General features: G+C 64.4%; 21 protein-coding genes. 16 read left to right on the top strand and 5 right to left on the bottom strand.

From position 1 onward, the window contains the following. The first annotated feature begins 189 nt into the window (after positions 1–189). From AC4BBN_RS03735 to AC4BBN_RS03725, 3 genes are read left to right on the top strand one after another with little or no spacing between them, the layout of a single operon-like run. On the top strand, positions 190–396 hold the full coding sequence (locus AC4BBN_RS03735) for a hypothetical protein (RefSeq protein WP_490590602.1): 207 nt from the start codon (positions 190–192) through the stop codon (positions 394–396). Continuing rightward, positions 396–1,298, top strand: coding sequence for an aldo/keto reductase (locus AC4BBN_RS03730; RefSeq protein WP_490590601.1), 903 nt, complete (start codon positions 396–398; stop codon positions 1,296–1,298). Before AC4BBN_RS03735 ends, AC4BBN_RS03730 begins: the two co-directional genes overlap by 1 nt. Further along, positions 1,295–1,807, top strand: a complete 513-nt coding sequence (locus AC4BBN_RS03725) for a flavin reductase family protein (RefSeq protein ID WP_490590600.1) — start codon at positions 1,295–1,297, stop codon at positions 1,805–1,807. Before AC4BBN_RS03730 ends, AC4BBN_RS03725 begins: the two co-directional genes overlap by 4 nt. A gap of 57 nt (positions 1,808–1,864) precedes the next feature. On the opposite strand, the gene AC4BBN_RS03720 is transcribed toward AC4BBN_RS03725, so the two are convergent. Both AC4BBN_RS03720 and AC4BBN_RS03715 read right to left on the bottom strand, forming a co-directional pair. Further along, positions 1,865–3,208, bottom strand: coding sequence for an ABC transporter ATP-binding protein (locus tag AC4BBN_RS03720; protein ID WP_490590599.1), 1,344 nt, complete (start codon positions 3,206–3,208; stop codon positions 1,865–1,867). 8 nt (positions 3,209–3,216) lie between these two features. Continuing rightward, positions 3,217–4,959 carry an ABC transporter permease gene (locus tag AC4BBN_RS03715; protein WP_490590598.1) on the bottom strand — a complete coding sequence of 581 codons (1,743 nt, stop codon included), beginning with the start codon at positions 4,957–4,959 and terminating at the stop codon, positions 3,217–3,219. A 436-nt stretch (positions 4,960–5,395) separates the two neighbouring features. On the opposite strand from AC4BBN_RS03715, the gene pgeF reads away from it, so the two are divergent. The 6 genes from pgeF to AC4BBN_RS03685 all read left to right on the top strand — a co-directional run bounded on the left by pgeF (position 5,396) and on the right by AC4BBN_RS03685 (position 13,931). Further along, positions 5,396–6,193: a peptidoglycan editing factor PgeF gene (pgeF, locus tag AC4BBN_RS03710; RefSeq protein ID WP_490590597.1), complete on the top strand. Its 798-nt coding sequence runs from the start codon at positions 5,396–5,398 to the stop codon at positions 6,191–6,193. A gap of 307 nt (positions 6,194–6,500) precedes the next feature. After that, the gene (gene phaC, locus AC4BBN_RS03705; RefSeq protein WP_490590596.1) at positions 6,501–8,219 is read left to right on the top strand and encodes a class I poly(R)-hydroxyalkanoic acid synthase; all 1,719 of its coding nucleotides are present in this window, start codon (positions 6,501–6,503) and stop codon (positions 8,217–8,219) included. A gap of 81 nt (positions 8,220–8,300) precedes the next feature. Beyond that, positions 8,301–9,479 carry an acetyl-CoA C-acetyltransferase gene (locus tag AC4BBN_RS03700; protein ID WP_490590595.1) on the top strand — a complete coding sequence of 393 codons (1,179 nt, stop codon included), beginning with the start codon at positions 8,301–8,303 and terminating at the stop codon, positions 9,477–9,479. A 188-nt stretch (positions 9,480–9,667) separates the two neighbouring features. Then, entirely contained in the window at positions 9,668–10,405 is a 738-nt protein-coding gene (gene phbB / locus AC4BBN_RS03695) for an acetoacetyl-CoA reductase (protein WP_490590594.1), read from the top strand. An 82-nt stretch (positions 10,406–10,487) separates the two neighbouring features. Continuing rightward, complete coding sequence (locus AC4BBN_RS03690; protein ID WP_490590593.1) at positions 10,488–12,728, top strand: patatin-like phospholipase family protein; 2,241 nt, start codon at positions 10,488–10,490, stop codon at positions 12,726–12,728. A gap of 174 nt (positions 12,729–12,902) precedes the next feature. Then, positions 12,903–13,931, top strand: a complete 1,029-nt coding sequence (locus tag AC4BBN_RS03685) for a substrate-binding domain-containing protein (protein WP_490590592.1) — start codon at positions 12,903–12,905, stop codon at positions 13,929–13,931. Positions 13,932–13,940: 9 nt separating this feature from the next. On the opposite strand, the gene map is transcribed toward AC4BBN_RS03685, so the two are convergent. Both map and AC4BBN_RS03675 read right to left on the bottom strand, forming a co-directional pair. Further along, a complete protein-coding gene (gene map, locus AC4BBN_RS03680; protein ID WP_490590591.1) occupies positions 13,941–14,735 on the bottom strand; it encodes a type I methionyl aminopeptidase in 795 nt (264 codons plus the stop codon). Then, a complete protein-coding gene (locus AC4BBN_RS03675) occupies positions 14,732–14,956 on the bottom strand; it encodes a ParD-like family protein (protein ID WP_490590590.1) in 225 nt (74 codons plus the stop codon). The genes map and AC4BBN_RS03675 overlap by 4 nt, the downstream gene beginning before the upstream one ends. A 319-nt stretch (positions 14,957–15,275) precedes the next feature. On the opposite strand from AC4BBN_RS03675, the gene AC4BBN_RS03670 reads away from it, so the two are divergent. The 5 genes from AC4BBN_RS03670 to yicI are packed head-to-tail and all read left to right on the top strand — an operon-like array spanning position 15,276 to position 21,693. Then, entirely contained in the window at positions 15,276–16,496 is a 1,221-nt protein-coding gene (locus AC4BBN_RS03670; RefSeq protein ID WP_490590589.1) for an ABC transporter substrate-binding protein, read from the top strand. 7 nt (positions 16,497–16,503) lie between these two features. Then, positions 16,504–17,442 carry a carbohydrate ABC transporter permease gene (locus tag AC4BBN_RS03665; RefSeq protein WP_490590588.1) on the top strand — a complete coding sequence of 313 codons (939 nt, stop codon included), beginning with the start codon at positions 16,504–16,506 and terminating at the stop codon, positions 17,440–17,442. Positions 17,443–17,451: 9 nt separating this feature from the next. Then, positions 17,452–18,264: a carbohydrate ABC transporter permease gene (locus AC4BBN_RS03660; protein WP_490590587.1), complete on the top strand. Its 813-nt coding sequence runs from the start codon at positions 17,452–17,454 to the stop codon at positions 18,262–18,264. Between the two features lie 7 nt (positions 18,265–18,271). Next, positions 18,272–19,333: an ABC transporter ATP-binding protein gene (locus tag AC4BBN_RS03655; protein ID WP_490590586.1), complete on the top strand. Its 1,062-nt coding sequence runs from the start codon at positions 18,272–18,274 to the stop codon at positions 19,331–19,333. 29 nt (positions 19,334–19,362) lie between these two features. Next, positions 19,363–21,693 carry an alpha-xylosidase gene (gene yicI, locus AC4BBN_RS03650; protein ID WP_490590585.1) on the top strand — a complete coding sequence of 777 codons (2,331 nt, stop codon included), beginning with the start codon at positions 19,363–19,365 and terminating at the stop codon, positions 21,691–21,693. A 67-nt stretch (positions 21,694–21,760) separates the two neighbouring features. Here the strand turns inward: yicI and AC4BBN_RS03645 are convergent, their stop codons facing one another. Then, on the bottom strand, positions 21,761–23,332 hold the full coding sequence (locus AC4BBN_RS03645) for an aminotransferase-like domain-containing protein (protein WP_490590584.1): 1,572 nt from the start codon (positions 23,330–23,332) through the stop codon (positions 21,761–21,763). 110 nt (positions 23,333–23,442) lie between these two features. Between AC4BBN_RS03645 and AC4BBN_RS03640 the strand changes: the two genes are divergently transcribed. Together AC4BBN_RS03640 and AC4BBN_RS03635 are read left to right on the top strand one after the other, a co-directional pair. Further along, the gene (locus AC4BBN_RS03640; protein ID WP_490590583.1) at positions 23,443–24,156 is read left to right on the top strand and encodes a c-type cytochrome; all 714 of its coding nucleotides are present in this window, start codon (positions 23,443–23,445) and stop codon (positions 24,154–24,156) included. Continuing rightward, a complete protein-coding gene (locus AC4BBN_RS03635) occupies positions 24,153–25,421 on the top strand; it encodes a c-type cytochrome (protein WP_490590582.1) in 1,269 nt (422 codons plus the stop codon). The genes AC4BBN_RS03640 and AC4BBN_RS03635 overlap by 4 nt, the downstream gene beginning before the upstream one ends. The last annotated feature ends 15 nt before the right edge of the window (positions 25,422–25,436 follow it).

Genomic DNA, 25,436 nt, shown 5'->3' with positions numbered 1-25,436 from the left:
AGTCGGTTTGATTTGGCCCATCGTGAACACGCTCTTGGAACAATCCAGGTCTTTGGATAGGAGCAAGCAAGACCTTACAAACTGCGATGATCTTCCCTTTTGTATGACTCCCGCCTTTCTTCCGCCCTCCATCGCGAAGACACCTCGTTGCTCTCGCGCTGCAAGGGTGTTTGCACTCCTGCCTGCAGTGTGGACCAGGTTCTCAGTAAACTAGAGCGTTACCGCAAGATGGGTATCCGGGCATTTATTTTCCTGGGTTACCCGCACCGGGACGAACGTGAAATCTTCGGCCAGAAGGTCTTGCCCCAACTGAACACGCTTTCGCTGCCGCAATATTACGGGCGCATTCCACCATCCACACCGAAAACGCCCCTCGGGCTCGGAGAACGTCGTTAATGCAACGCATTGCCTTGGGGGCTTCGGGCCCCGAACTTAGCCGCCTGGTCTATGGCGTATGGCGCCTGGCCGATAGCGCCGATACCTCGGTGCAGGCCACCTTACGCAAGGTCCACGCCTGTCTGGACCAGGGCATCACCAGCTTTGACCATGCCGACATCTATGGCGACTACCAGTGCGAAGCCCTGTTTGGCGCCGCGCTGAAGGCCGCGCCCGAGCTGAAAGCCCGGCTGCAGACGGTTACCAAGTGCGGCATCATGCTGACCTCGGCCAAGTACCCGCAGCGCCGGGTGAAGCACTACGACAGCTCGGCCGCGCACATTCGCGCCTCGGTTGACGCGTCGCTCAGCCACATAGGCGTGGACGTGATCGACCTACTCCTGCTGCACCGCCCCGACCCCTTCATGGACGCGGCTGAAACCGGCGCCTGCCTGGACCAGCTGGTGCAGTCCGGCAAGGTGCGCGCGGTGGGCGTGTCCAACTTCCAGCCCTGGGACTGCGAGTTGCTGCAATCGGCCATGCAGACCCCGCTGGCCACGAACCAGATTGAACTCAGCCTGCTAGCGCAAAGCCCATTTACCAACGGCCAGCTGGCTTACCACCAGCAACGTCAGCAGCCGGTCATGGCCTGGTCGCCGCTGGCGGGTGGTGCTCTGTTTGGCGACGGTGCCGCCGCCCAGCGTGTGCGGCCTCTGCTGCAAAGCCTGGCCAGCCAGTACGGCGTGGGCCTGGACGCGGTGGCCGTGGCCTGGCTGCTGGCGCATCCGGCGCGCATCGTGCCGGTGCTGGGCACCAACGACCTGGGCCGCGTGCAGGCCCTGGGCGATGCCTTCAAGGTCCAGATCGACCGCGAGACCTGGTATCAGCTGTACAGCCTGGCCGCAGGCGTGGAAGTGCCATGAGCGCCGCCGCTACAGACCGCGCATTGCGCGACGCATTTGGCTGCTTTGCCACTGGCGTGACCCTGGTCACCACCCATTGGAACGGGCAAGACTGGGGCATGACCTGCAGCTCGTTCAACGCCGTGTCGTTGGACCCAGCCCTGGTGCTGTGGAACATCCGGCACAACGCGACCAGCCACCAGGCTTTTGTGCATGGCGGCGGCTACACCGTGAGTGTGCTGGGCAGCGAGCACCAGGAATTAGCCCAGGCTTTTGCCCGAGGCACGCAGGCCGATCGTTTTGCGGCGGGTGAATTTGTGCGGCTGGACAGCCAGCGCCTGAAGCTGGCGTCTGCCCTGGCCTGGTTCGACTGCAAGCTGTACCAGACCGTGCAGGCGGGCGACCACGACATTTTGCTGGGCCAGATCGAGCACTATGGCTCACGGCCCGGCAAAGGCCTGGTGTTTGAGCGCGGCCAGTTTGCGGTGGACACGCTGGAGACCGGTGCAGCCTCCACCTCGCCGTTTTAACTTCTAGATTTCGCCGGAGTGTGGTCCGGCTTAGAAATTGAAGATGAGAGAGGCGGCTTACAAAACCTCTTCTTCGGCTTCAGTTTTAGGCACGAACACCATGCGGGTCTTGGCGTTGCAGTCCATCAGGCCGGCGTAGCGGCCCCAGGCGATCATGGTCTGGAAGATGCGCTCGGGGTTGTCATAGGGCAGGGCGCTGCCGATGTCCTTGATCACCCGTTCGGCTTCTACTTCTTCGTATTCGTGCAGCAGCGCGATGATGATGTGGAACAACCGCAGCTTGAATACCTGCTCCGCAAAAATGGCACGTCGAGCGACGGGGTCCGCCGCCACAAAGCGCCGACCCAGTTCGGTGAACACCACCTTGTCTTTCGGCGTGTCGATCAGCTCCAGGATTTCCGCCGCCTTGACCAGTGCAATCGTTTCGCCAAACTCTCTGCCGATCTCGTCCGAGATGTCGTAGATGTTGGACAGCTCTGGCGAGTCGTTCAGGATGCTCAGCAAGCCCAGGATCTGGCCCACCGGCACCAGCGGGATCGACTCCATGCGGCTGCGTGCGCGCGAAATTGGCTGGCCCGCTACCTGCACCTCGGCCGGAATGTCTGGCAGCGTGGTGGTGGTGATGCACTCGTGGATCAGGCTGACCAGGCGCTGGAATTCGGGGCTCTTGGTGTCGCGCGGATACGGCAGCGGGTTCTCCAGCACCAGGCCCAAGCGGCCAGGGCGCGGGAACAGCACCACGATGCGGGTCGCCATCTCCACCGCTTCCTCGATGTTGTGCGTCACCATGAAGATAGAGCTCAGGCCGGTGCCGGGCGTGCGCCACAGGCTGATGAGCTCTTGGCGTAGATTCTCAGCGGTCAGCACGTCAAGTGCGCTGAAGGCTTCGTCCAGGCACAGCAGCCGGGGCTGCGACACCAGCGCCCGCGCAATGCCCACGCGCTGGCGCATGCCGCCCGACAGCTCGCGCGGATAGGCCGCGTGGTAGTTGCCCAGGCCGATCAGCTCGATGGCACGGTTTACGGCGGCGTCGCGCTCTGCGCGGCCGATGCTGCGCGCCATCAGGCCCACGGCCACGTTCTGCTCCACCGTCAGCCAGGGGTAAAGCGCGAAGGTCTGGAACACCACCGAGGCTTCATCGTTGATGCCATGCAGGCCTTCGCCCTTGTGCAGCACCCGGCCTGAGGTGGGCTCGATCAGCCCAGTCAGGCAGCGCAGGATGGTGGATTTGCCCGAGCCGGATTGGCCCAGCAGCGCCAGCAATTCGCCTTCGTGTACGGCCACGTCAATCTGGTCCAGCACCTTGAGCGCGTGCCCGCCCGCGGTGGTGAAGGATTTGGTGACGCCGCGCAGCTCGGCAATCGGCGGCTTGGTGCTGGTGGAAGTGTTTGGGGTGTGCATATCGAAGATCAATCGAGTCGGAAGCGGCGTTCTGCAAAGCCATACAGCCGGCGCCACACCAGCTTGTTCATGGCCACGACGAAGAGCGACATCACACCGATGCTGGCGATGATGAGCGGGGTGTCACCGGTTTTGGTGACTTCGGCAATGAAGGCGCCCAGGCCATCGGCCTTCAGCGTGGTGTCGCCCCAGGTGGCCAGTTCGGCGACGATGCTGGCGTTCCAGGCGCCGCCGGCAGCGGTGCAGGCACCGGTGACCCAGAACGGAAAGATGGCGGGCAAGATCAGCGTACGCCACAGCTTCCACTGGCGCAGGCCGTAGATGCGGGCCACTTCCTTCATTTCGTTGGGGATGGCCATGGCGCCGGCGATCACGTTGAACAGGATGTACCACTGCGTGCCCATGGCGATCAGCAGGATGCTGCCCCAGTTCATGGGCGTGCTGGTGGCGACAAACAGGCCGACCACGATGGGAAAGGTCATGTTGACCGGGAATGAGGCACCAATCTGCGCCAGCGGCTGGGCGAACCGCGCCACGCGGGGGTGAAAGCCGATCCATACGCCGATGGGTGTCCACACCAGGGTTGCCAGTACCGTCATGGCCAGCACCCGCAGAAGTGTCAGAAAGCCTAGCCAGACGATGTGTGCAAAGGTGCTCACCGTCAGCGCTCCGTGCAGCGCCGCAATCGCGGCAAACGCGCCGAGGATGGCCTCGTAGCCCAGCCATAGCGCTAGCACGATCCCGGCGATGCGCATGGGCCAGCCCACGGCATCGGGCCGCAGGCGCTTGCGTGCCGGCCGCCGGCGGTGCAGGCTGGCGTCCAGCGCATCACCCAGGGGCTGCCAGATGTGCTGATCCAGCCAGGTGAAGACGTAAGTGCCGCGCAACAGGTTGTAGACCCAGGAGGTGGGCGGAAGGGCCGACTCGGTGAGTTCGATCTTGAACTTGTCGGCCCAGACCAGCAGCGGCCGCCAGACCAGCTGGTCGCTGGCCAGGATCAGCACCAGCATGGCGACCACGGCCCATACTGCGGCTTGGTTGTCGCCTTTTTCAATTGCCGTCGCCATGTACGAGCCTAGCCCGGGCAGCTTGATGTCTTTGTTCATCACGCTGATGGCCTCGCTCTGCGCCACGAAGAACCAGCCGCCGCCGAACGACATCATCGAGTTCCAGATCAGGCTGTGCGCGGAGGCCGGCAGCTCTACCGTGCGAAAGCGCTGCCAGCGGCTCAGGCCGTAGGTGGACGCGGCCTCCTGCATGTCGGTGGGTACGGTGACCATCGAATGGTAGAAGCCAAAGGCCATGTTCCAGACCTGGCCGGTGAAGATGGCAAAGATGGCCGCACATTCCACGCCCAGCAGGCTGCCGGGGAACAGCGCCATAAAGCCCGCCACGGTGGCCGACAAAAAGCCCAGCACCGGCACCGACTGCAAGATGTCCAGCGCCGGCAGGATCACCGCCCGCGCGGCCTTGTTCTTGGCCGCCAGATAGCCCAGCGAGATGGCAAAAAACAGAGAGAAGCCGAAGGCAATCCACATCCGCAGCAGGGTTCGGCCGGCGTAATAGGGGATCTGGCTGACGGAGAAATCCAGCTCCGGCACGCTTCCCGGGTCGAAAGCCACCAGCATGCCGTGGCCGAAGTGCATCACGCTCCACAGCAGACCGAATACGCTTAGCAGTACCAGGCCATCGATCCAGCTGAAACCGCGCCGCTGTGTATCTACCTTCAATTGGGGCGCGGTGTTTTTCATCGAGGGGACGCAGTGGGCTGACGGGTAAACAGAGGCGGCGAAGCGGGTCGGCCCGCTTCTGTGTAAGGCCGCAATTCTCGTAACGCTGTGTGTAAATTAGATGAATTGATGTGTCAGTGGTGTGTAAATTTTTTATAAAGATGCCTCTGCAACTCGCAACTCGCAGGTCGATGGGGATATCCCTCTCTTGCAGGCAGGCAGGCAGGCAGGCAGGCAGGCAGGCAGGCAGGCAGGCAGGCAGGCAGGCAGGCCGGGCAGGCCGGGCAGGCGGCGTGCTGCAGCTAGGTATGGCACATAAAAATGAGAAAAAGTGCCTCTGGCGCCCACGTTATCTGCGCAAGTAGCTATTGAAAATATAGCAATACGGGCTGTGAAAGCTGGATTTGGAGCGACTGCAATGTATGCTTGGCGGCACCTACTTTCACGGCGTACGATCTTGAAACCTGAGACCCTTCCCAGCGACTGGCTGCTGCCCGATTGGCCCGCCCCCCGTTCCGTGCACGCGGTGTTCACCAGCCGTGCTGGCGGTGTGTCGGATGCGCCTTTTGATGCCATGAACCTGGGTGACCATGTGGGCGACGCGTTGCACGATGTGCAGCGCAATCGTGCTTTGTTGGGTGAGTTGCTGCAGGCGCAGCCTACGTTTTTGCAGCAGGTGCATGGCCGTGTCGTGGCACGCCTTCCTGCTACGGTGCCGGCGCCCATCGTGGCCGACGCCAGCGTGAGCAACCAGCCCGGCCAGGCTTGTACCGTGATGGTGGCCGACTGCCTGCCGGTGCTGTTCACCGACACCCAGGGCCGTGCCGTGGCCGCAGCCCATGCGGGTTGGCGCGGTTTGCTGGGCCAGGACGGGCAGGGCGTGCTGGAGGCTACTTATAAGGAAATAAGTGCTCTGGCGCAGGCAGGGTCTTCGCAAGAAGCTACAGAAATAATAGCGTGGCTGGGCCCATGCATAGGCCCGCAGAAGTTTGAGGTGGGGCCCGAGGTGCCGGCCGCCTTCATGGCCCAGCAGCCCGAGGCGGCTGCCTGCTTTGTGCCCCATGGGCCGGGAAAGTGGTTGGCCGATCTGCCTGGGCTGGCGCGTTTGCGCTTGCAGGCTTCGGGCGTGCGCGGCATTTATGGCAACGACGGCAGCCCCGCTTGGTGCACTGTTAGCAATTCGTTACGATTTTTCTCCTACCGGCGTAGCCCCATTTGTGGACGAATGGCTGCCAGTATCTGGCTGGGCAATTGACGCATCTGAAGAGGCTTGCGCCCGCTGCGCAGCTAGCTCTGACGCGGCTTGCGCCTTGATGGTACGGCGCCTGGCCGGGGCTCCCATGAGGTAAACCACCAACGCGACCGGCACCACGCCATAGAGTACAAACGTGAACACGGCACCGAGTACAGTGCCATTAGTATTGGTGGCCTCAGCCACTGCCATCATGAGGGCCACGTAAAGCCAGCCAATCGGAACGATGTACATAAAGATAGTGCTCTGTAGAGGGCGAGTTTTAGCCAATTGTTATTGCAGTCAATAACAAGCTTTGTGAGGAAGCACTATGCATTCTGAACCGGACTGGGCGCAAGCCGCCCGGCAATTCCAGCAATCCCTGGGCGACGGTTGGACCCGTGCCTGGGCCGATGCGATCAAGCCTCTGCAAGGCCTGGACATGGGCCAGGTCAACGGCGGTGCAACTCCCCCCAAGATTGCGTTTTCGCCCGACAAGCTGCAAGAGCTGCAGCAGCAGTATCTGCAAGAGGCTGCCGCCCTGTGGAACCAGAGCATGGACGCCGCCACCATCCGCAAGGACCGGCGCTTTGCCTCCGAGGCCTGGACCGAAAACCCCTTCACCACCTATTCCGCCGCCGCTTACCTGCTGACCAGCCGCACCCTGATGGGCCTGGCCGATGCGGTGGAGACCGACGAGAAAACCCGTGCCCGCATCCGCTTCGCGGTGGAGCAGTGGATGGCCGCGTCGGCGCCCAGCAACTTTTTGGCGCTGAATGCCGAAGCCCAGAAGCGCGCGCTGGAAACCCAGGGCGAAAGCATTGCCAAGGGCTTGAAGAACCTGGTGCATGACATGCAGCAGGGCCATGTGTCCATGACCGACGAGAGCCTGTTCGAAGTTGGCAAGAACGTGGCCACCACCGAAGGCGCGGTGGTGTTCGAGAACGAGCTGTTCCAGCTGATCGAATACAAGCCGCTGACGGCCAAGGTCTACGAGCGCCCTTTACTGCTGGTGCCGCCCTGCATCAACAAATACTACATCCTGGACCTGCAGCCCGAGAATTCGCTGATCCGCTATGCGGTAGAGCAGGGCTACCGCACCTTTGTGGTCAGCTGGCGCAACCCGGACGCATCGCTGGGCCACAAGACCTGGGACGATTACATCGAACAAGCCGCTATCAAAGCCATAGCGGTAACCCAAGAGATCACAGGCGCCAAGCAGATCAACGCCCTGGGCTTCTGCGTGGGCGGCACCATCCTCAGCACGGCGCTGGCGGTGCTGGCTGCGCGCGGTGAAAAGCCGGTGGCCAGCCTGACCCTGCTGACCACGCTGCTGGACTTTGCCGACACCGGCATCATCGACATCTTCGTGGACGAGGCCATGGTCAAGTACCGCGAGATGCAGCTGGGCAAGGGTGGTTTGTTGCCGGGCGGTGACCTGTCCAGCACCTTCAGCTTTTTGCGGCCGAACGACCTGGTGTGGAACTACGTGGTGGGCAACTATCTCAAGGGCGAAACCCCGCCCCCGTTCGACCTGCTGTACTGGAACAGCGACTCCACCAACCTGCCTGGCCCGTTCTATTGCTGGTACTTGCGCAACACCTACCTGGAAAACAAGCTGGTGAAGCCGGGCAAGGCGGTGGTTTGCGGCCAGAAGATCGATCTGGGCAAACTGGATATGCCGGCCTACATTTACGGCTCGCGTGAAGACCATATCGTGCCAATCGGTGGGGCCTATGCGTCCACCCAGGTACTGCCGGGCAAGAAGCGTTTTGTGATGGGGGCTTCCGGCCACATCGCTGGCGTGATCAACCCGCCGGCCAAGAAGAAGCGCAGCCACTGGACCAGCGAGTCCAGCCAGTTCCCGGCCAAGCCGGCGGACTGGATCGCCGGTGCCACTGAGCAGCCAGGCAGCTGGTGGACCGACTGGTCGGCCTGGCTTCAGGGCCACGCGGGCAAGCAGGTGGCTGCGCCCAAGGCCTATGGCAAGGGCGCCTACAAGGCCACCGAGCCCGCGCCAGGCCGCTACGTGAAAACCCGTGCCTCGTAGTTTTGCGTATGCAGAACTGCCATCAGCACCCCCTACACTGACATTCAACACGTAACAAATCAATAAACCAGGAGCTCAAAAATGGAAGACATCGTCATCGTTTCCGCCGCACGTACGGCAGTTGGCAAGTTTGGCGGCAGCCTTGCCAAAATCCCTGCGACCGAACTGGGCGCACACGTCATCAAGGAAGTGCTGGCACGCAGCGGCCTGAGCGCCGAGCAGATCGGCGAAGTCATCATGGGCCAGGTTCTGGCCGCAGGTGCCGGCCAGAACCCGGCCCGCCAATCCGTCATCAAGGGCGGCTTTAACCAGGGCACGCCCGGTCTGACCATCAACGCCGTGTGCGGCTCCGGTTTGAAGGCCGTGATGCTGGCGGCCCAGGCTGTGGCCTATGGCGACAGCGAGATCGTGGTTGCCGGTGGCCAGGAAAACATGAGCGCATCGCCCCACGTGCTGCTGGGCAGCCGCGACGGCCAGCGCATGGGCGACTGGAAGATGACCGACACCATGATCGTGGACGGCCTGTGGGACGTGTACAACCAGTACCACATGGGTATCACCGCCGAAAACGTGGCCAAGAAGTACGGCATCACCCGCGAGATGCAAGACGCCCTGGCCCTGGCCAGCCAGCAAAAAGCCGCCGCCGCCCAGGAAGCCGGCAAGTTCAAGGACGAAATCACCCCCTTCACCATTCCGCAGAAAAAGGGTGACCCCATCGTCTTCGCGGCTGACGAATTCATCAACAAGAAGACCACCGCCGAAGCCCTGGCCGGCCTGCGCCCCGCCTTCGACAAGGCCGGTGGCGTGACCGCAGGCAATGCCTCCGGCATCAACGACGGTGCTGCCGCCGTGATGGTGATGACGGCCAAGAAGGCTGCCGCCCTGGGCCTGAAACCCCTGGGCCGCATCGCCAGCTTTGCCACCAGTGGCCTGGACCCCGCCTACATGGGTATGGGCCCGGTGCCTGCGTCGCAAAAGGCGCTGGCCCGCGCGGGCTGGAAGGCCCAGGACCTGGACCTGCTGGAAATCAACGAAGCCTTCGCGGCCCAGGCTTGCGCGGTCAATAACGAAATGGGCTGGGACACCAGCAAGGTCAACGTGAACGGCGGCGCCATTGCCATCGGCCACCCTATCGGCGCGTCCGGCTGCCGCATTCTGGTGACCCTGCTGCACGAGATGGCCCGCCGCGATGCGAAGAAGGGCATTGCATCGCTGTGCATTGGCGGTGGCATGGGAGTTGCTCTGACCATCGAACGCTAAGCAATAGCGTATTTTTTTAACAAACTTAACCGTTCACAATCTACGCATCAGCTAGAACGTAAATCTTCCAGGGCATCCGTGGAACTGGCTTTGCCAGGCCACTGGATGCGCCCCCTGCAAGGGGGTGGGCGAAAGCGCTTGCGCTGTAGCCTGGGGGTGTACCAAGTAACAACGAACAGGAGATAAAAATGAGTCAAAAAGTAGCGTACGTCACCGGCGGCATGGGTGGCATCGGGACCGCCATCTGCCAACGCCTGCACACCGAGGGCTTTAAGGTTATCGCCGGTTGCGGCCCTACGCGCGACCACGCCAAATGGCTGGCCGAGCAGGCTGCACTGGGCTTCACCTTTTACGCGTCGGTGGGCAATGTGGGCTCGTGGGATTCCACGGTCGAAGCCTTCACCAAGACCAAGGCCGAGCACGGCACCATCGACGTGCTGGTGAACAACGCCGGCATCACCAAGGACCGCATGTTCCTGAAGATGTCGCGTGAAGACTGGGATTCGGTGATCGAAACCAACCTGAACAGCATGTTCAACGTCACCAAGCAAGTGGTGGCCGACATGGTGGAAAAGGGCTGGGGCCGCATCATCAACATCAGTAGCGTGAACGGCGAAAAAGGCCAGGCCGGCCAGACCAACTACTCGGCTGCCAAGGCCGGTATGCACGGTTTCTCCATGGCTTTGGCGCAAGAGCTGGCCACCAAGGGCGTGACGGTCAACACCGTGAGCCCTGGCTACATCGGCACCGACATGGTCAACGCCATCCGTGAAGACGTGCTGGCCAAGATCGTCGCCACCGTGCCGGTCAAGCGCCTGGGCAAGCCCAGCGAAATCGCCTCCATCATCGCCTGGCTGGCGTCGGAAGAAGGTGGCTACGCTACCGGCGCCGACTTCTCGGTCAACGGCGGCCTGCACATGGGCTAATGCCTTTGTGCTCCAGAAAAGCCCGCTTCGGCGGGCTTTTTTGCGCCCTCATGCCGGACTCGGGCGGTTGACAATGCCCGGCATGCAGAAACCCGTTCTACGCCCGTCCTTACTTTTCTCCGTGTTTCTAGCCATGGCCTTGGCGGCTGTGGCATGCAGCAGCCTGGCGGAAAGCGCGGCCGATGCCGGCCCCGTAGCGGGCCCCGTATTGGCCAAGCGTTTGCGTGTGGGCCTGGTGCTGGGCGGCGGCGGTGCCCGGGGTGCTGCGCACGTGGGCGTGCTGGAGGTGTTGAACGAATTGCGGGTGCCGGTGGACTGTATTGCCGGTACCAGCATGGGCGCGCTGGTGGCTGGGGCCTTCGCAGCCGGGCTGCCGCCGGATGCAATGCGCCGTGCTCTGGCCAAGGCCGATTGGAACGATCTGTTCCAGGACGACACGGCCTACCCCGAGACTAATTACCGCAACAAGATGCTGGTGCAGCGCTACCTGCCCGGTCTGGAGCTGGGCTTGGGGGCATCTGGCGTGGTGGCGCCGCCGGGGGTGTTGGCCGGCCAGAAGATCAAGTTGTTCTTCAACCGTCTGGTGCGCGCCGACCTGTCGGAACGCATGATCGAAAGCCTGTCGCTGCCGGTATCCATCATCGCCACCGACATCGGCACCGGCGAGCGCGTGGTGCTGCGCGACGGCAGCCTGACCCAGGCCATGCGCGCCAGCATGTCGGTACCGGCCCTGATGGCGCCAGTGCTCTACCGCTACCGCAAGCTGGTGGACGGCGGCCTGGTGGACAACTTGCCGGTGCGCGAGGTGCGCGCCCTGTGCCACCCCGACGTGGTGATTGCCGTGAACGTGGGTTCACCCCTGCTGGCGCCGGAGCAGATTGGCTCTGCGCTGAGCGTGTCGGCGCAGATGATCAATATCCTGACCGAGCAAAACGTCAGTCAGTCCATGGCCGAACTCACACCGGCCGACATCTACATCCGCCCTGCTCTGGAGGGCATTACCTCTGGCGACTTCGACCGCAATGCCGATGCGGTGGAGCGAGGCTACCAGGCTGCTGCGGCCTTGACGGACCAGCTGCAGACGCTGTCCATGCAGCCCGATGCCTACGCCGCCTGGACCCAGGCCTTGGCCGGCGCGCAGCGGAAAACCGCCATCGTCGATGCCATCGACATCGTGGGCCCCAAGCTGACCGATCCGCAAATGGTGGCCCAGCACATCAGCCAGCGCACCGGTAGTTTGCTGGACGCGGATGCGCTGTACCGCGACTTGGAGCGTGTCTATGGCGACGGCTACTACCAGAGCGTGGACTACACCCTGCTGAGCGAGCGCGGCCGCAACATTCTGCGCGTGACCCCGATGGAAAAGCCCTGGGGGCCAGACTATCTGCGCTTCGCTGTGGCACTGGAGAGCGACCGCAAAAACGGCTCGGACTTCAGCCTGCGCGCCGCCTACCAGCGCACGGCGCTGAACCGGCTGGGCGGGCAACTGCTGGTGAATGGGCAGATTGGCAGCGAACCCGGGGTGGACGCCGAGTACTACCAGCCGCTGGACCCCCGGCAGAACTGGTTCATCGAGCCCAGCGTGCACTATGCGTCGCGGTCGGCCCCGGCCTACCAGAACAACCGCAAGGTGGCGGAATACGACGTCAGCACCGTGCGCCTGGAGCTGGCCGGCGGTGCCAACCTGGGAAGCCTGGGGCAGGTGCGCTTGGGCGTATCCAACACCTTGGGACGGGCGACATTGCAGACCGGTTCTGCTGTGCTTGCAGACCAGTCGCAGCAGGTGCAAGGCAGCTTTGCCAGCCTGGATCTGGACCAGCTGGACCGGCTGTACTTTCCCACCCATGGCTGGGCGCTGCACAGCCGCTACTTCACCTCGCCTGAGCGTGGCTACAGCAAGCTGGATGCGCAGCTGCAGGGTAGTTTTTCATTGGAGCGTTTTGTCGTCAGCAGCCAGCTGGCCTACACCGGTTCCACCCGTGGCGCGCTGCCGGTGTTCGACGCGGCTTCACTGGGCGGTTTTCTCAAGCTGTCAGGCTATGCCCGTGGCCAGTTGCTGGGCGACGATATGCGCTACGGACGCGTCGGTGTAGAGCGCATTCTGGGTAACCTGCCTTTGGGCCTGCGTGGAGACATGCGTGCAGGCCTGGCGCTGGAGGCCGCACGCATGGGTACGCGCTATACCGAAACGCAGCGCACCGGCACGCTGGAGTCGGCCACGGTCTACCTGGGCGGCGAGACGCCGCTGGGCCCGGTCTACATCGGCTACGGCCTGGCCAGTGGCCACAGCAGCAATGTGTATCTGTTCCTGGGTGTGCCGTGATGCTATTGAATTGAGAGCTGCTGGCGCAGCTAGTGTCTACGCCAGAGGCATTTTTTATCTGTAAGTTGTGGCGGTGGCCGTGCTACAGTAAATCATGCACTCCCCCTCATTTTTTGCCCCTCGTTTGCGCCCACAGCCGCGGCGGTCACCGCAGCACTCCGCCTGAGCACCGCCATGGGTATCAAAAGCCTGGCCCAGGACCTGGGCCTGTCCATCGCCACCGTGTCGCGGGCGCTGAACGACCACCCCGAAGTCAGCGCCCAGACCCGCCTGCGCGTGCAAGCCGCCGCCCAGGCCCGTGCCTATGCGCCCAACCAGTCGGGCCGCAGCCTGCGCAAGGGCCGGCACAACACCATCGGCCTGATGCTGCCGCCCAAAAGCAGCCATGAAAACTACACCTGGTCGCTGTTCCTGACCCTGGCCGAGGGCATACAGACCCGCATTGCCTCCGAAGACCTGGAGCTGGTGCTGTTCCAGAACCGCGACGACGCCGACGAGCTGGCGCGCCTCAAGCGCGTGGTCGAGCGGCGCCTGGTGGACGGCCTGGTGCTGGCCGGCACGCGCCGCAAGGACGAGCGCCTGGACTACATCGCTGCGCAAGGCTTCCCCTACGTGGCGCTGGGCCGCAGCAGCTCGGGCGGCGAGCATGCCTGGATGGACCTGGACTTTGAGCTGGGCGTGGCCCAGGTGGTGGGCAGCCTGGTGGCGCGGGGCCACCAGCGCATCGCACTGTGCACGCCGCAAGACGACGCCATGCAAGGCCATCTGATGCGCAAGGGCTACCGCAGCGCCATGCGCCGCCACGGCCTGGTGGTGGGCGATGGCCTGATTGGCCGGGAAGAGCTTTCCGAGCGCGGGGGCCACCGCGAAATCCACCGCCTGCTGGCCTTGCCCGAGCCGCCCACTGCCGTGATTCTGCAAAGCGACTGCATGGCCATAGGGGCTTACGGCGGCCTGCACGAGCGTGGCCTGCAGCCGGGCCGGGACATGGCGATTTTTGGCGGGGTGCTAACGGGCGAATTGGCGCAGTACCTGTCGCCCCGGCTCAGCGGCTTCTCGGTAGACCTGCGCCCCCTGGGTGCGCGCCTTGCCGAGGCGCTGCTGGTGCGCATGGCGGCGGCAGACGCTGGTACGCCGGTTGCCGGCTTTCAGCAGCTGTGGCCGCTGAACATCCTGCAGGGTGGCAGCGACGTTGCTGGCTAGTACCGTGGTCTAGACGATGGCAGGGTAGCTGCCGTAGCCATCGGGCCAGGGCGTCAAGACTTCGAAGCCGGTTTCGGTCACCGCGACCATGTGCTCCCACTGGGCGGACAGCGAGTGGTCTTTGGTCACTACGGTCCAGCCGTCGGCCAGCTCCTTGGTTTCACGCCGCCCGGCGTTGACCATGGGCTCGATGGTGAAGATCATGCCGGGCTCCAGTTTCAGCCCCTCGCCACGCCGGCCGTAGTGCAGCACCTGGGGCGTGTCGTGGTAGATCTGGCCTATGCCATGGCCGCAGTATTCCCGGACCACGCTGAAGTTCTCGCGGTGCGCGACAGTCTGGATCGCATGGCCAACATCGCCCAGCGTCGCGCCGGGCTTGACCTGCAGAATGCCGGCGCGCATAGCCTCGTAGGTGGTGTCCACCAGGCGCTTCGCCAGCGGGCTGGGCTCGCCCACAAAGTACATGCGGCTGCAGTCGCCAAACCAGCCGTCCTTGATGACGGCCACGTCGATGTTGATGATGTCACCGCGCTTGAGCACCTTGGGCCCAGGGATGCCGTGGCAGATCACATGGTTGACTGAGGTGCACAGCGTCTTGGGGTAGCCGTGGTAGCCGATGTTGGCGGGTATGGCCTCCAGCACATCGACGATGTAGTCGTGGCATAGCTTGTCCAGCGCGTCGGTGGTCACGCCGGCCTGTACGTGCTCGCCGATCATGCGCAGCACGTCGGCAGCCAGATGGCCGGCGCGGCGGGCAAGGGCGACTTCCGCCGGTGTGCGGATGGTGACGGTTGCGCTCTTCATGCCTGGGCCTTTCGGGGGAGCTCCATCACCTGCGCTTCGGCGCGGATTTCGTCCTGGATCAGCAGCCGGCACAGCTCTCCGTAGTTCAGCTCGGGGTTCAGCTCACCCATCATGCCGATGCGCATCCAGTGTTCCGCCTGCGCGTTGATAGAACGGCCCAAGGCGGCGCTGGCAACCCGCAGGTTGTCGTGCATAGGTTCCGAGATTTTGACGAGGCCCAAGTGGATGTACTCCTGTATATGAAACGACTATGTTACGTATATTGCAATAACCTGGCGTGACGCTGGGGCTTGCTGGCGTGCTGGTTCGCGTGTTGTGTACGGCAGACCAAGGGTTTTCATGGGTTTCTTCTCGCTTGACGCACTTAGTTCGAGCATTGAATAATATGTTTCCGTAAACGTTTCCGGTAATGCAAATTACAGGAGACAACGGGCGATAAGAACGACGTGGCGCAAGGACGCGGGCGCTGGGCGCCCAGCCGCTGCACCACCGCAGGCCGGGCAACCCGCCTGGATGTGCCAACTACAAGGAGACAAAACCATGCATCGACGATTTGCCCTGCAATGGGCTACCGCGGCCATAGCCGCACTCAGCATCGGCGTCGGCGCCGCCCAGGCCGAGACCCTGAAGATATGGAGCTTTGGCGAGCAGGACAACTACACCGAAGCCATGGTGAAGGAGTTCCAGGCCAAGAACCCTGACCTGACCATTGAGGTGCGCCGCGTCGCGTTCTCCGACGTGAACGACGAGGCCTTGCGCGCCATCCGCTCCGGCACCGGGCCAGACATCATGCCCATAGACAACCCCAACGTCGCCTTCTTCGCCGCCAAGAAGGCGCTGCTGGAGCTGGACGACATGGTCAAGCAGTCCAAGGTCATCAGCGCCGACAAGATCTTCCCCGGCCCGCGCCTCAACTCCAGCTGGAAGGGCAAGCTGGTGGGCATACCGCGCGGTGCCAACACCATTGCGCTGTACATCAACGACGATATGTTCCGCGAAGCCGGCCTGGACCCCGACAAGCCACCACGCACCTGGGCCGAGCTGCACGACGCGGCAGCCAAGCTGAACAACCCGGCCAAGAACATCTACGGCTTTGCCTTCTCGGCGCGCGGCAACGAGGAGGGCACCTTCCAGTTCCTGCCCTACATCCAGAGCACCGGCGCCGACTGGGACAAGCTGAACAGCCCTGGCGCCATCCGCGCGGTGGAGTTCTGGCAAAAGCTGCTGGACGAAAAGCTGGCCTCGCGCGATACGCTGAACCGCGGCCAGTCGGATTCCACTGCCACCTTTGTCAACGGCAACGCGGCCATGGTGGTGTCCGGCCCCTGGGAGATTCCGGGCATCGACAAGAACGCCAAGTTCAAGTGGCGCGTGGCCTTGCTGCCGGGTGAGAAGGCCGACAGCCCACGCACCTCGGCCCTGGGCGAGCAAAGCTATGTGATCCCTAAGACGGCGGCCAACCCCAAGGCGGCCTTCCGCTTTCTGGAATATGTGATCTCGCAGCAGGGGCGGAACTGGAATGACTTCGGCATACTGCCCGCGACATCGGATGCGGTGTCCAAAGACCCGAAATGGCCGCAGGCCTACCAGGCTTTTGCCGAACAGATGAAGTACGCCCGCCCGCGCGGCCCCAACCCCGAGTGGCCGCAGATTTCCAAGGCGATTTCGGGTGCCATGCAGCAGGTGCTGACGCACCAGTCTGACGCCAAGACCGCCATGGCCGCCGCCGCAGCCCAGGTGCAGCGTGTCAGCAAAAACTAAGAGCGCGATGGCTCTACCATCCCTGCGGCCTGGCCGCGGAGATGGCGCCCTGCATCTGCCTCAACGCAGCTACGGCAGCTTCGAGCAATGGCTGCTGGTGTTGGGCCTGGCCTATCTGCTGGTGTTTGCCGGCATTCCACTGTTCTACAACCTGCTGATGTCTTTCCAGGAGGTGGATGCCATGGCGCCGGGCGCTTGGTGGTCGCGTCCCTGGGTGGGGCTGGACAACTACATCGACGTCCTGCAGCGCCCCGAGGCGCGTGGCGTGTGGCTGAACACCGGGCTGTTCATTGCGCTTTCGCTGCTGTTCCAGGTGGTGCTGGGCTTTGGTCTGGCCCTGCTGTTCCAGGAGGCGTTTCTGGGCGCCACGGTGATGCGTGGCCTGTTCCTGGCTGGCTGGATCATGCCCGGCCTGGTGGCCGGGGTGGTCTGGAAGCTGCTGTTTGCGGGCGACTACGGCGTGCTGAACCATGTGCTGCTGCAGCTGGGCCTGGTGCGCGAGTCCATCTACTGGCTGTCGGATGCGCGCTATGCGCTGTACGCCATCATCATCGCCAATGTCTGGCTGGGCGTGCCCTTCAACATGCTGCTGCTGTCGGCCGGGCTGGCGCAGATTCCGCGCGACCTGTACGAGGCTGCCGAGCTGGACGGCGCGAATGCCTGGCAGCGTTTCACCTCCATCACCTTGCCGATGATGGCCTCCACACTGGGGGCGGTGATTGCGCTGGGCGTCATCATGACCATCCAGCAGTTCGACCTGGTGGCGGCCCTGACCCAGGGCGGCCCGGCGAATGCGTCGCAGCTGGCGCAGCATTGGTCGTGGCAGCTGTCGTTCCAGACCTTCGAGGTGGCGTCGGGCAGTGCCATCGCCTCGCTGATGCTGGTCGTGGTGGTGGCCACGGCGGTGGTCTATGTGCGCGCCACCCGCCGCGAGCGGCTGGTGTAGAGGCAGGCCATGCGACGCAAGCTGCTGTTCTGCCTGGCGCTGGCACTGACCGCGCTGTACCTGTTCCCGCTGTACTGGATGTTCATTACGGCGTTCAAGAGCAACCCCGAGCTGTTCCGCCTGCCGCCCACCTTCTGGCCGGAGGCCGCGCAGTCGAATATCGCCCGCGTGTTCCACGACTACGCCATGGGCCGCAACCTGTGGAATTCGCTGGTGATTGCCAGCGGCGTGACGGCGGCCACGGTGCTGCTGGGCACCGGCGCGGCCTACGCCCTGGCCCAGGCGCGCAGCCGCTGGATCGAGACGGCGCTGTTCGCTGTGCTGGTGCTGCAGGCCCTGCCGCCCGCGCTGATGGTGACGCCCATCTTTGCGGCGTTTCAGGAGCTGGGCCTGCTGGGCTTTCCGCGCCTGTCGGTCACGCTGGCACAGATCAGCAAGACCCTGCCTTTCTACATGGTGCTGATGCGCTCGGCCTTTGTGCAGGTGCCGCGCGAGCTGCGCGAGGCTGCGCTGGTGGACGGCGCCACGCCGCGCCAGGCCTTCATCAACGTGGTGCTGCCGCTGGTGCGCAACAGCGTGCTGGTGACCGGCATCCTGGTCTTCTTGCAGACCTTGGGTGAATACGTGTTTTCGCGCTCGCTGATCCTGGACGACAAGTACACCACCACCACCGTGGCGCTGGCGGCTTTTGTGGGCGACACCAAGACCGACTGGGTCGGCATCATGACCTACGCGGCCATCTACACCACGCCGATTCTCATCACCTTCATGCTGCTGCAGCGGCGCATTGTCAGCGGCCTGACGGCTGGCGCACTCAAGTAGGTTCCCCATGAATACCATCGAAATCCAGGGCCTGGTGAAGGCCTTTGGCAGCACCGCCATCCTGCGCGAGATTGACCTCAACATCGCGCGTGGCAGCTTTGTGGCGCTGGTTGGCCCCTCGGGCTGCGGCAAGTCCACACTGCTGCGCACCATCGCCGGGCTGGAGGACATCACCGCCGGCACGCTGCGCATCGACGGCGCGGTGGTCAACCACAAACCGCCGCGCGAACGCGACGTGGCCATGGTGTTCCAGTCGTATGCGCTGTACCCGCATATGGACGTGGCGCGCAATATGAGCTATTCGCTGCGCCTGAAGAAGGCCACGACCGAGACGATAGGCAAGGCCCTGGACGGCGTGGCCAGCACCCTGGGCCTGCAGACCCTGCTGCAGCGCATGCCGCGCGAACTGTCGGGCGGCCAGCGCCAGCGCGTGGCCATGGGCCGGGCCATCGTGCGCCAGCCCAAGGTGTTTTTGTTTGACGAACCCCTGTCCAACCTGGACGCTGCTCTGCGCGTGCATATGCGCAGCGAGATCCGCAAGCTGCATCAGCGCCTGCAGGCCACCTCCGTCTACGTCACGCACGACCAGATCGAGGCCATGACCATGGCCGACCAGGTGGTGGTAATGCGCGCTGGCCGTATCGAGCAGGTGGGCACGCCGCTGGAGCTGTATGACAAGCCCAGCAACCGTTTCGTGGCGGGCTTCATTGGCTCGCCAGCTATGAACTTTGTAGCGGGCGTGGTGGGCGGCGATGGCCTGCAGGTGGCCGTCACCGGCGCTGCGGGCAGCGTGCTGGCGCTGGACCGCAAACGCCCCGCAGGCCGCGCGGTGTGGGTGGGCCTGCGACCCGAGCATCTGCGCATCCAGCAAGGCAGCAGCCTGCTGGGCCGGGTGGATGCGGTGGAGTCCACCGGCAGCATGACCTTCATCACTTTCGACCTGGCGGGTTGCAGCGTCACGCTGGCCCAGACCGGCCGGGTCTCTTTTGTTCCGGGCGACTGGGTGCCGCTGGGGATAGACCCGGCCCAGGTCCATGTTTTTGACCACTCCACCGAAGCCGCGCTGTGACCGCAAGGCCGTATTTCTGAACCACCTTTATGAAGATCAACGACGGTAACTGGCTCATCCGCAAGGGCCTGCAAGTGATGTACCCGGTGCATGTGCACGAGGTGCAGCAGCGCGGCAATGAACTGCTGGTGCACGCCGCGCCCAAGGACGTGTCGCAGCGCGCCTACCAGCTGGACACGGCGCTGTTCACCCTGCGCCTGTTTGCGCCGCGCCCCGGCATCATCGGCGTGCGCATGGAGCACTTCCAGGGAGGCGGCATTGCCAACCCGGCCTTCACGCTGTATGCCGATCAGGGCAGTGCGGCCAAGCTGGAGATGGGGCCCGAGCACGCCACGCTCAGCAGCGGCACGCTGTCGGTCCGCATTCCGCGCAGCGGCCCCTGGGCGCTGGACTTCTTCCACGGCGCGCAGCGCCTGACCGGCAGCGGCCTGCGCAGCGGCGGCCAGGCGCTGGAGGAGGCCACGGGCCGCAGCCATATGTTCGAGCGCCTGGACCTGGGAGTGGGCGAGAACATCTACGGCCTGGGCGAGCGCTTCACACCCTTTGTGCGCAACGGCCAGGTGGTGGACATCTGGAACCAGGATGGCGGCACCAGCTCCGAGCAGTCGTACAAGAACATTCCGTTCTACCTCAGCTCGCGCGGCTACGGCGTGTTCGTCAACACGCCGCGCCTGGTGTCTTTCGAAGTGGGTTCGGAGAAGGTCGCCAAGGTGCAGTTCAGCACCGAAGGCGAGGCGCTGGAGTACTTCGTCATCGACGGCCCCGGCCCCAAGGACGTGCTGGACCGCTACGCCCAGCTCACCGGCCGCCCGCCGCTGCCACCGCAGTGGTCGTTTGGCCTGTGGCTGACGACATCCTTCACCACCGACTACAACGAAGAGACCGTCAACCATTTCATCGACGGCATGGCCGAGCGTGGTTTGCCGCTGCATGTGTTCCATTTCGACTGCTTCTGGATGAAGGCCTTCCACTGGTGCGACTTTGAGTGGAACCGCGAGAACTTCCCCGACCCGGTGGGCATGCTGGCCCGGCTGAAGGCGCGCGGTTTGAAGATCTGCCTCTGGATCAACCCCTACATCGCCCAGCCTTCGCCCTTGTTCCAGGAGGGCATGGCCAAGGGTTACTTGCTGCGCCGGTCTGATGGCAACGTCTGGCAATGGGACCGCTGGCAGCCCGGCCAGGCGCTGGTGGACTTCACCAACCCCGCCGCCTGCGACTGGTATGCCGACCATTTGCGTCGCCTGATCGACATGGGTGTGGACTGCTTCAAGACCGACTTTGGCGAGCGCATCCCTACCGACGTGGTCTACCACGATGGTTCCGACCCGCAGGGCATGCACAACTACTACAGCTTCATCTACAACCAGCTGGTCTACCGCGTGCTGCAGGAGAAGCTGGGCGAAACCGAGGCGGTGCTGTTCGCCCGCGCCGCTACGGTGGGCGGCCAGCAGTTCCCGGTGCACTGGGGTGGCGACTGCAGCTCCAGCTACGAGTCTATGGCCGAGAGCTTGCGTGGTGGTTTGTCGCTGGGCTTGTCGGGCTTTGGCTACTGGAGCCATGACATCGGCGGTTTCGAGAACACCGCGCCTGCCGACGTGTACAAGCGCTGGTGCGCGTTCGGCCTGCTGTCCAGCCACAGCCGGCTGCACGGCAGCAAGTCCTACCGTGTGCCATGGCTGTTTGATGAAGAGGCGGTGGACGTGCTGCGCCACTTCACGCAGTGGAAGTGCCGCCTCATGCCCTATCTGTGGGACGCCGCCGTGCAGGCGTGCGACCACGGCACGCCCATGGTGCGGCCGCTGCTGCTGGAGTTTCCGCAGGACCTGAACACCCACACGCTGGACCGCCAGTACCTACTGGGCAGTCAGCTGCTGGTAGCACCCGTGCTGCGCAGCGATTCAGAGGTGGACGTGTACCTGCCCGAGGGCCGCTGGACCCACTTGTTCACCGGCGAGGTGGTGGACGGCGGCCGCTGGCGCCATGAGCGGCACGGCATGCTGAGCCTGCCCTTGTACGTACGCCCCGGCAGCCTGCTGGCCCTGGGCGCCCGTAACGACCGGCCCGACTACGACTACCGCGATGGCCTGGAGCTGCACCTGTTCGAGCTGGCCGACGGCCAGACCAGCAGCGTGCGGGTGCCCGATGCCCATGGCAACGCCGCATTGCAGATGCATGTGCGCCGTGACGGCCAGCACCTGCACCTGCGTTGGCAAGGCCAGCTGTGGTCGGCCGTGCTGGTGCTGCGCGGCCTGCATGCTTTGCAGCCCCCGTCGGCCGGGGTGCGGGTGGAGGCCAGCGCGCAAGGTCTGCGGGTGCATCTGCCGGACGAAGGGCAGACCCTGGACCTGCGGCTGGCATAGCGATATTTGCTATTAAATATGTAGCTGCTTGCGCAGGTATTACCTGCGCCAGAGGCCTATTTTCTGATTACGTACAGGTCTCAGAACTCAACCACGTCCCTGAAAAACCCCGTTCGCCCTGAGCTTGTCGAAGGGCTTGCAAACTGAGCCCTTCGACAAGCTCAGGGCGAACGGTTGTGGTGGTGTGTCTGAGGCATGTAGCTAACCAGGCTATTTTTTTATAAATGGCTTGCGCGCGTGCCAGCGTACCCAGCCTGGCCATGGCGGCCTCCATGCGCGCATCCCAGGGGTGGCCGTAGTTCAGCCGTATGCAGTTACGCAGGCCCTGGCGTGCGGAGAAGATCGGCCCTGGCGCGATGCCTATGCCTTGCGCCAGCGCCTGCTGGTGCAGGGCCAGAGTGTCGAAGCTAGGCGCAAAGGAAAGCCACACAAAATACCCGCCGCCCGGCTGCGATAGCTGCACATCGGCGGGGAAGTGGCGGGCTATGGCCGCGACCAGGCTGGCGTGCTGCGACTCCAGCGTGTGGCGCAGCCGGCGCAGGTGCTTGTCGTAGCCACCGCGCTGCAGATAGTCGGCCAGCGCGGCCTGGGCCGGCAGGCTGGCGCCCAGCGTGGTCATCAGCTTCAGCCGCTGTATGCGCTGGCCGAAGCGGCCGGGCGCCACCCAGCCCACGCGGTAGCCCGGCGCCAGGGTTTTGCTGAACGAGCTGCAGTGCATCACGAGGCCCTGTTGGTCATAGGCCTTGGCGGGCAGCGGTGCCTGGTGGCCGAAGTACAGCTCGGCGTACACATCGTCTTCTACCAGCGGTATCTGCCGGGCCGCCAGCAGCGCCACCAGGCGTTGCTTGTTGGCGGCCGACAGGCTGGCGCCGGTGGGGTTCTGGAAGCTGGTCATGAACCAGCAGGCCTTCACCGGGTGGCGCTTCAAGGCCTGCTCCAGCGCGTCGAGGTCCTGGCCGTGCTGCGGGTGTACCGGGATTTCCAGCGCGCGCATTTTTAGCCGCTCCAGCGCCTGCAGGCTGGCGTAGAAGCCGGGCGACTCCACCGCCACCAGGTCGCCGGGCTGGGCGACGGCGCTCAGGCACAGGTTCAGCGCCTCCAGCGCGCCGCTGGTCACGATGAGTTCTTCGGCCGGCTGCGCCATGCCCAGGGCCAGGTAGCGCAGCGCAATCTGCTGGCGCAGGTTGGCGCTGCCCTGCGGCAGGTGCTGCACGGTTTGCCAGGGTTGCGTTTGGCGGTTGCCGGCGGTCAGGGATTGGGCCAGGCGCTGCAGCGGAAACAGCTCGGGCGAGGGGAAGGCCGAACCCAGCGGCACGATGTCGCGCTGCTGCGCCGCGTCCAGCACCGAAAACACCAGCTCGCTGATGTCTACCTTGGCGGCAACCCGCGCAGGCGTCGGCTTGGCGGCGGCGAGCGCTGGGGTGTTGCTGGGGGCTGCCGTCACAAAGTAGCCGGAGCGTTCACGCGCCCGCACCAGGCCTTTTTCTTCCAGGCGGTAATAGGCCTGGAAGGCGGTAGACGGGCTGATGCCGTGCTGCGCCGTGAGCGTGCGGATGGACGGCATGCGGCTGCCCGGTGCGCGCAGGCCAGAGCGAATGTCGGCGGCCAGCAGCTCGGCCAGCTGTTCGTAACGTTTCATGCTGATTCCAACTGGTCCGTAGATTTTTGCATTTTTGGCATCTGGTATGGTTTTTTACACGCCAACTGCTGCTGTCCCTGGCGCGGCAAGTCCGGCATGATTGCCGCACTGTGAAAACTATTCTCCGCACCCTTGCCTTGCCCTTGCTGTGGGCCGCTGGCACCTGCCTGGCCGCACCGCCCGTGTTCGAGGACAGCATGGCCCAGCGCACCCTGGCCTGTGTGGCCTGCCATGGCAAAGAGGGCCGGGCGGCCAGCGACGGCTATTACCCGCGCATCGCCGGCAAGCCGGCCGGCTATCTGTACCACCAGCTGCTGAACTTCCGCGACAACCGGCGCCACTACGGCCTGATGACGCAGATGGTGGACCCGCTGAGCGATACCTATCTAATGGAGATCGCCCAGTACTTCGCAGCCTTGGACCTGCCATACCCCGCGCCCCAGCCCGCCAAGGAGTCGGCGGCGGTGTTGCGTCGAGGCCAGCAACTGGTGAGCCAAGGCGACTCCACCCGGCAGATACCCGCCTGCGCCCAATGCCATGGCACTGCTCTGACCGGCGTGGCACCGAACATCCCCGGCCTGCTGGGCCTGCCGCGCGACTACCTGAATGCCCAGCTGGGCGCCTGGCGCACCGGCCAGCGCCGCGCCCATGTACCCGATTGCATGGGCGACGTGGCACGCAAGCTGCCACCGGAAGACGTGTCCGCCGTCACCGCCTGGCTGGCCGCGCAGCCGCTGCCAGCCGATACCCACGCGGTGGCCGCTTTGCCTGCGCCCTTGCCAGGCGCCAAGGCCATCGTTTGCGGAAGTGCCCCTACGCCATGAAGAAGATCGCCTTCGGACTGCTGGCTGCCCTGGCTCTGTGCGCCCTGGTGTGGGCCTTGAATGTGCGTGATGAATCTGACGATGCTTCCGCTGCACCCACGGTCACGCCCGAGCTGCTGCAGCGCGGCGCCTATCTGGCGCGCCTGGGCAACTGCGCGGCTTGCCACACCACGCGCGGCGGCACGCCCTATGCCGGTGGGCGCGGCATAGACACGCCGTTTGGCACGGTCTACAGCAGCAATCTCACGCCGGATGCTGCAACCGGCATCGGCCGCTGGTCGGCCGGTGACTTCTGGCGCGCGCTGCACAACGGCCGATCCAAGGACGGGCGCTTGCTGTACCCGGCCTTCCCATACACCAGCTACACGGCGGTGACGCGTGCCGACTCCGACGCGCTGTACGCCTATCTGCACAGCCTGCCGCCCACCGCGCAGGCCGCTACGCCGCATGCGCTGCGCTGGCCCTTCAGCACCCAGCCGGCGCTGGCGGTGTGGCGGGCTCTGTACTTTCAGCCGGGTGTGCTGCAGCCCGACCCGCAGCAGTCGGCCGAATGGAACCGGGGCGCCTACCTGGTGCGCGGCCTGGGCCACTGCGGCGCCTGCCACACGGCGCGCAATGCGCTGGGTGCCAGCAGCGGCGAGCTGGACCTGGCCGGCGGCCTGATCCCGATGCAGAACTGGTACGCGCCCGCGCTGACCTCTCCGCACGAGGCGGGCGTCGCCGGCTGGCCGCGCGACGACGTGGTGCGCCTGCTGCAGACCGGCGTGGCTCCGGGCGCGCTGGTGCAAGGCCCCATGGCCGAGGTGGTGCGGCAGAGCACGCAGCACTGGTCGGCTGCCGACCTGGGGGCGGTCGCCACCTATTTGCAGGCCCTGCCACAAACCACGGCTGCGCCGCCGGTGCGTGACCAGCCACCCACACCGGGCCGCATGCTGGAGCGCGGCGCGCAGCTGTACGACAAACACTGCGCCCAGTGCCATGGTGCACAAGGCCAGGGTGTGGCCGGCGCCTACCCGGCATTGGCCGGCAACCGCAGTGTCACCATGGCCAGCACGGCGAATCTGGTGCAGACCGTGCTGAACGGCGGGTTTGCGCCCGCTACCGCCGGCAACCCGCGCCCCTTTGGCATGCCGCCCTTTGTGCTGGTGCTTGATGACGCCGACATAGCAGCCGTGCTGACGCATATCCGCAGCGCCTGGGGCAACCAGGCGTTGGGCGTCACCGAGCTGGATGTGAACCGGGTGCGCGCCAACCAGGGCCGTTGAGGGACTGGGCACATC

It is taken from the genome of Rhodoferax sp. SPJ21 (genome assembly GCF_058216335.1).
The sequence above is the reverse complement of the archived record's forward strand: the minus strand, read 5'-3'. Positions and strand labels throughout refer to the sequence as shown.

Bases quoted from the DNA above. Each gene is read 5' to 3' on its own strand.
- phbB (WP_490590594.1), top strand. From the start codon at position 9,668: ATGAGTCAAAAAGTAGCGTACGTCACCGGCGGCATGGGTGGCATCGGG.
- AC4BBN_RS03690 (WP_490590593.1), top strand. From the start codon at position 10,488: ATGCAGAAACCCGTTCTACGCCCGTCCTTACTTTTCTCCGTGTTTCTA.
- AC4BBN_RS03715 (WP_490590598.1), bottom strand. From the start codon at position 4,959: ATGAAAAACACCGCGCCCCAATTGAAGGTAGATACACAGCGGCGCGGT.
- AC4BBN_RS03685 (WP_490590592.1), top strand. From the start codon at position 12,903: ATGGGTATCAAAAGCCTGGCCCAGGACCTGGGCCTGTCCATCGCCACC.
- AC4BBN_RS03665 (WP_490590588.1), top strand. From the start codon at position 16,504: ATGGCTCTACCATCCCTGCGGCCTGGCCGCGGAGATGGCGCCCTGCAT.
- AC4BBN_RS03635 (WP_490590582.1), top strand. From the start codon at position 24,153: ATGAAGAAGATCGCCTTCGGACTGCTGGCTGCCCTGGCTCTGTGCGCC.
- phaC (WP_490590596.1), top strand. From the start codon at position 6,501: ATGCATTCTGAACCGGACTGGGCGCAAGCCGCCCGGCAATTCCAGCAA.
- AC4BBN_RS03655 (WP_490590586.1), top strand. From the start codon at position 18,272: ATGAATACCATCGAAATCCAGGGCCTGGTGAAGGCCTTTGGCAGCACC.
- AC4BBN_RS03700 (WP_490590595.1), top strand. From the start codon at position 8,301: ATGGAAGACATCGTCATCGTTTCCGCCGCACGTACGGCAGTTGGCAAG.
- AC4BBN_RS03670 (WP_490590589.1), top strand. From the start codon at position 15,276: ATGCATCGACGATTTGCCCTGCAATGGGCTACCGCGGCCATAGCCGCA.
- yicI (WP_490590585.1), top strand. From the start codon at position 19,363: ATGAAGATCAACGACGGTAACTGGCTCATCCGCAAGGGCCTGCAAGTG.
- AC4BBN_RS03730 (WP_490590601.1), top strand. From the start codon at position 396: ATGCAACGCATTGCCTTGGGGGCTTCGGGCCCCGAACTTAGCCGCCTG.
- map (WP_490590591.1), bottom strand. From the start codon at position 14,735: ATGAAGAGCGCAACCGTCACCATCCGCACACCGGCGGAAGTCGCCCTT.
- AC4BBN_RS03720 (WP_490590599.1), bottom strand. From the start codon at position 3,208: ATGCACACCCCAAACACTTCCACCAGCACCAAGCCGCCGATTGCCGAG.
- AC4BBN_RS03725 (WP_490590600.1), top strand. From the start codon at position 1,295: ATGAGCGCCGCCGCTACAGACCGCGCATTGCGCGACGCATTTGGCTGC.
- AC4BBN_RS03645 (WP_490590584.1), bottom strand. From the start codon at position 23,332: ATGAAACGTTACGAACAGCTGGCCGAGCTGCTGGCCGCCGACATTCGC.
- AC4BBN_RS03660 (WP_490590587.1), top strand. From the start codon at position 17,452: ATGCGACGCAAGCTGCTGTTCTGCCTGGCGCTGGCACTGACCGCGCTG.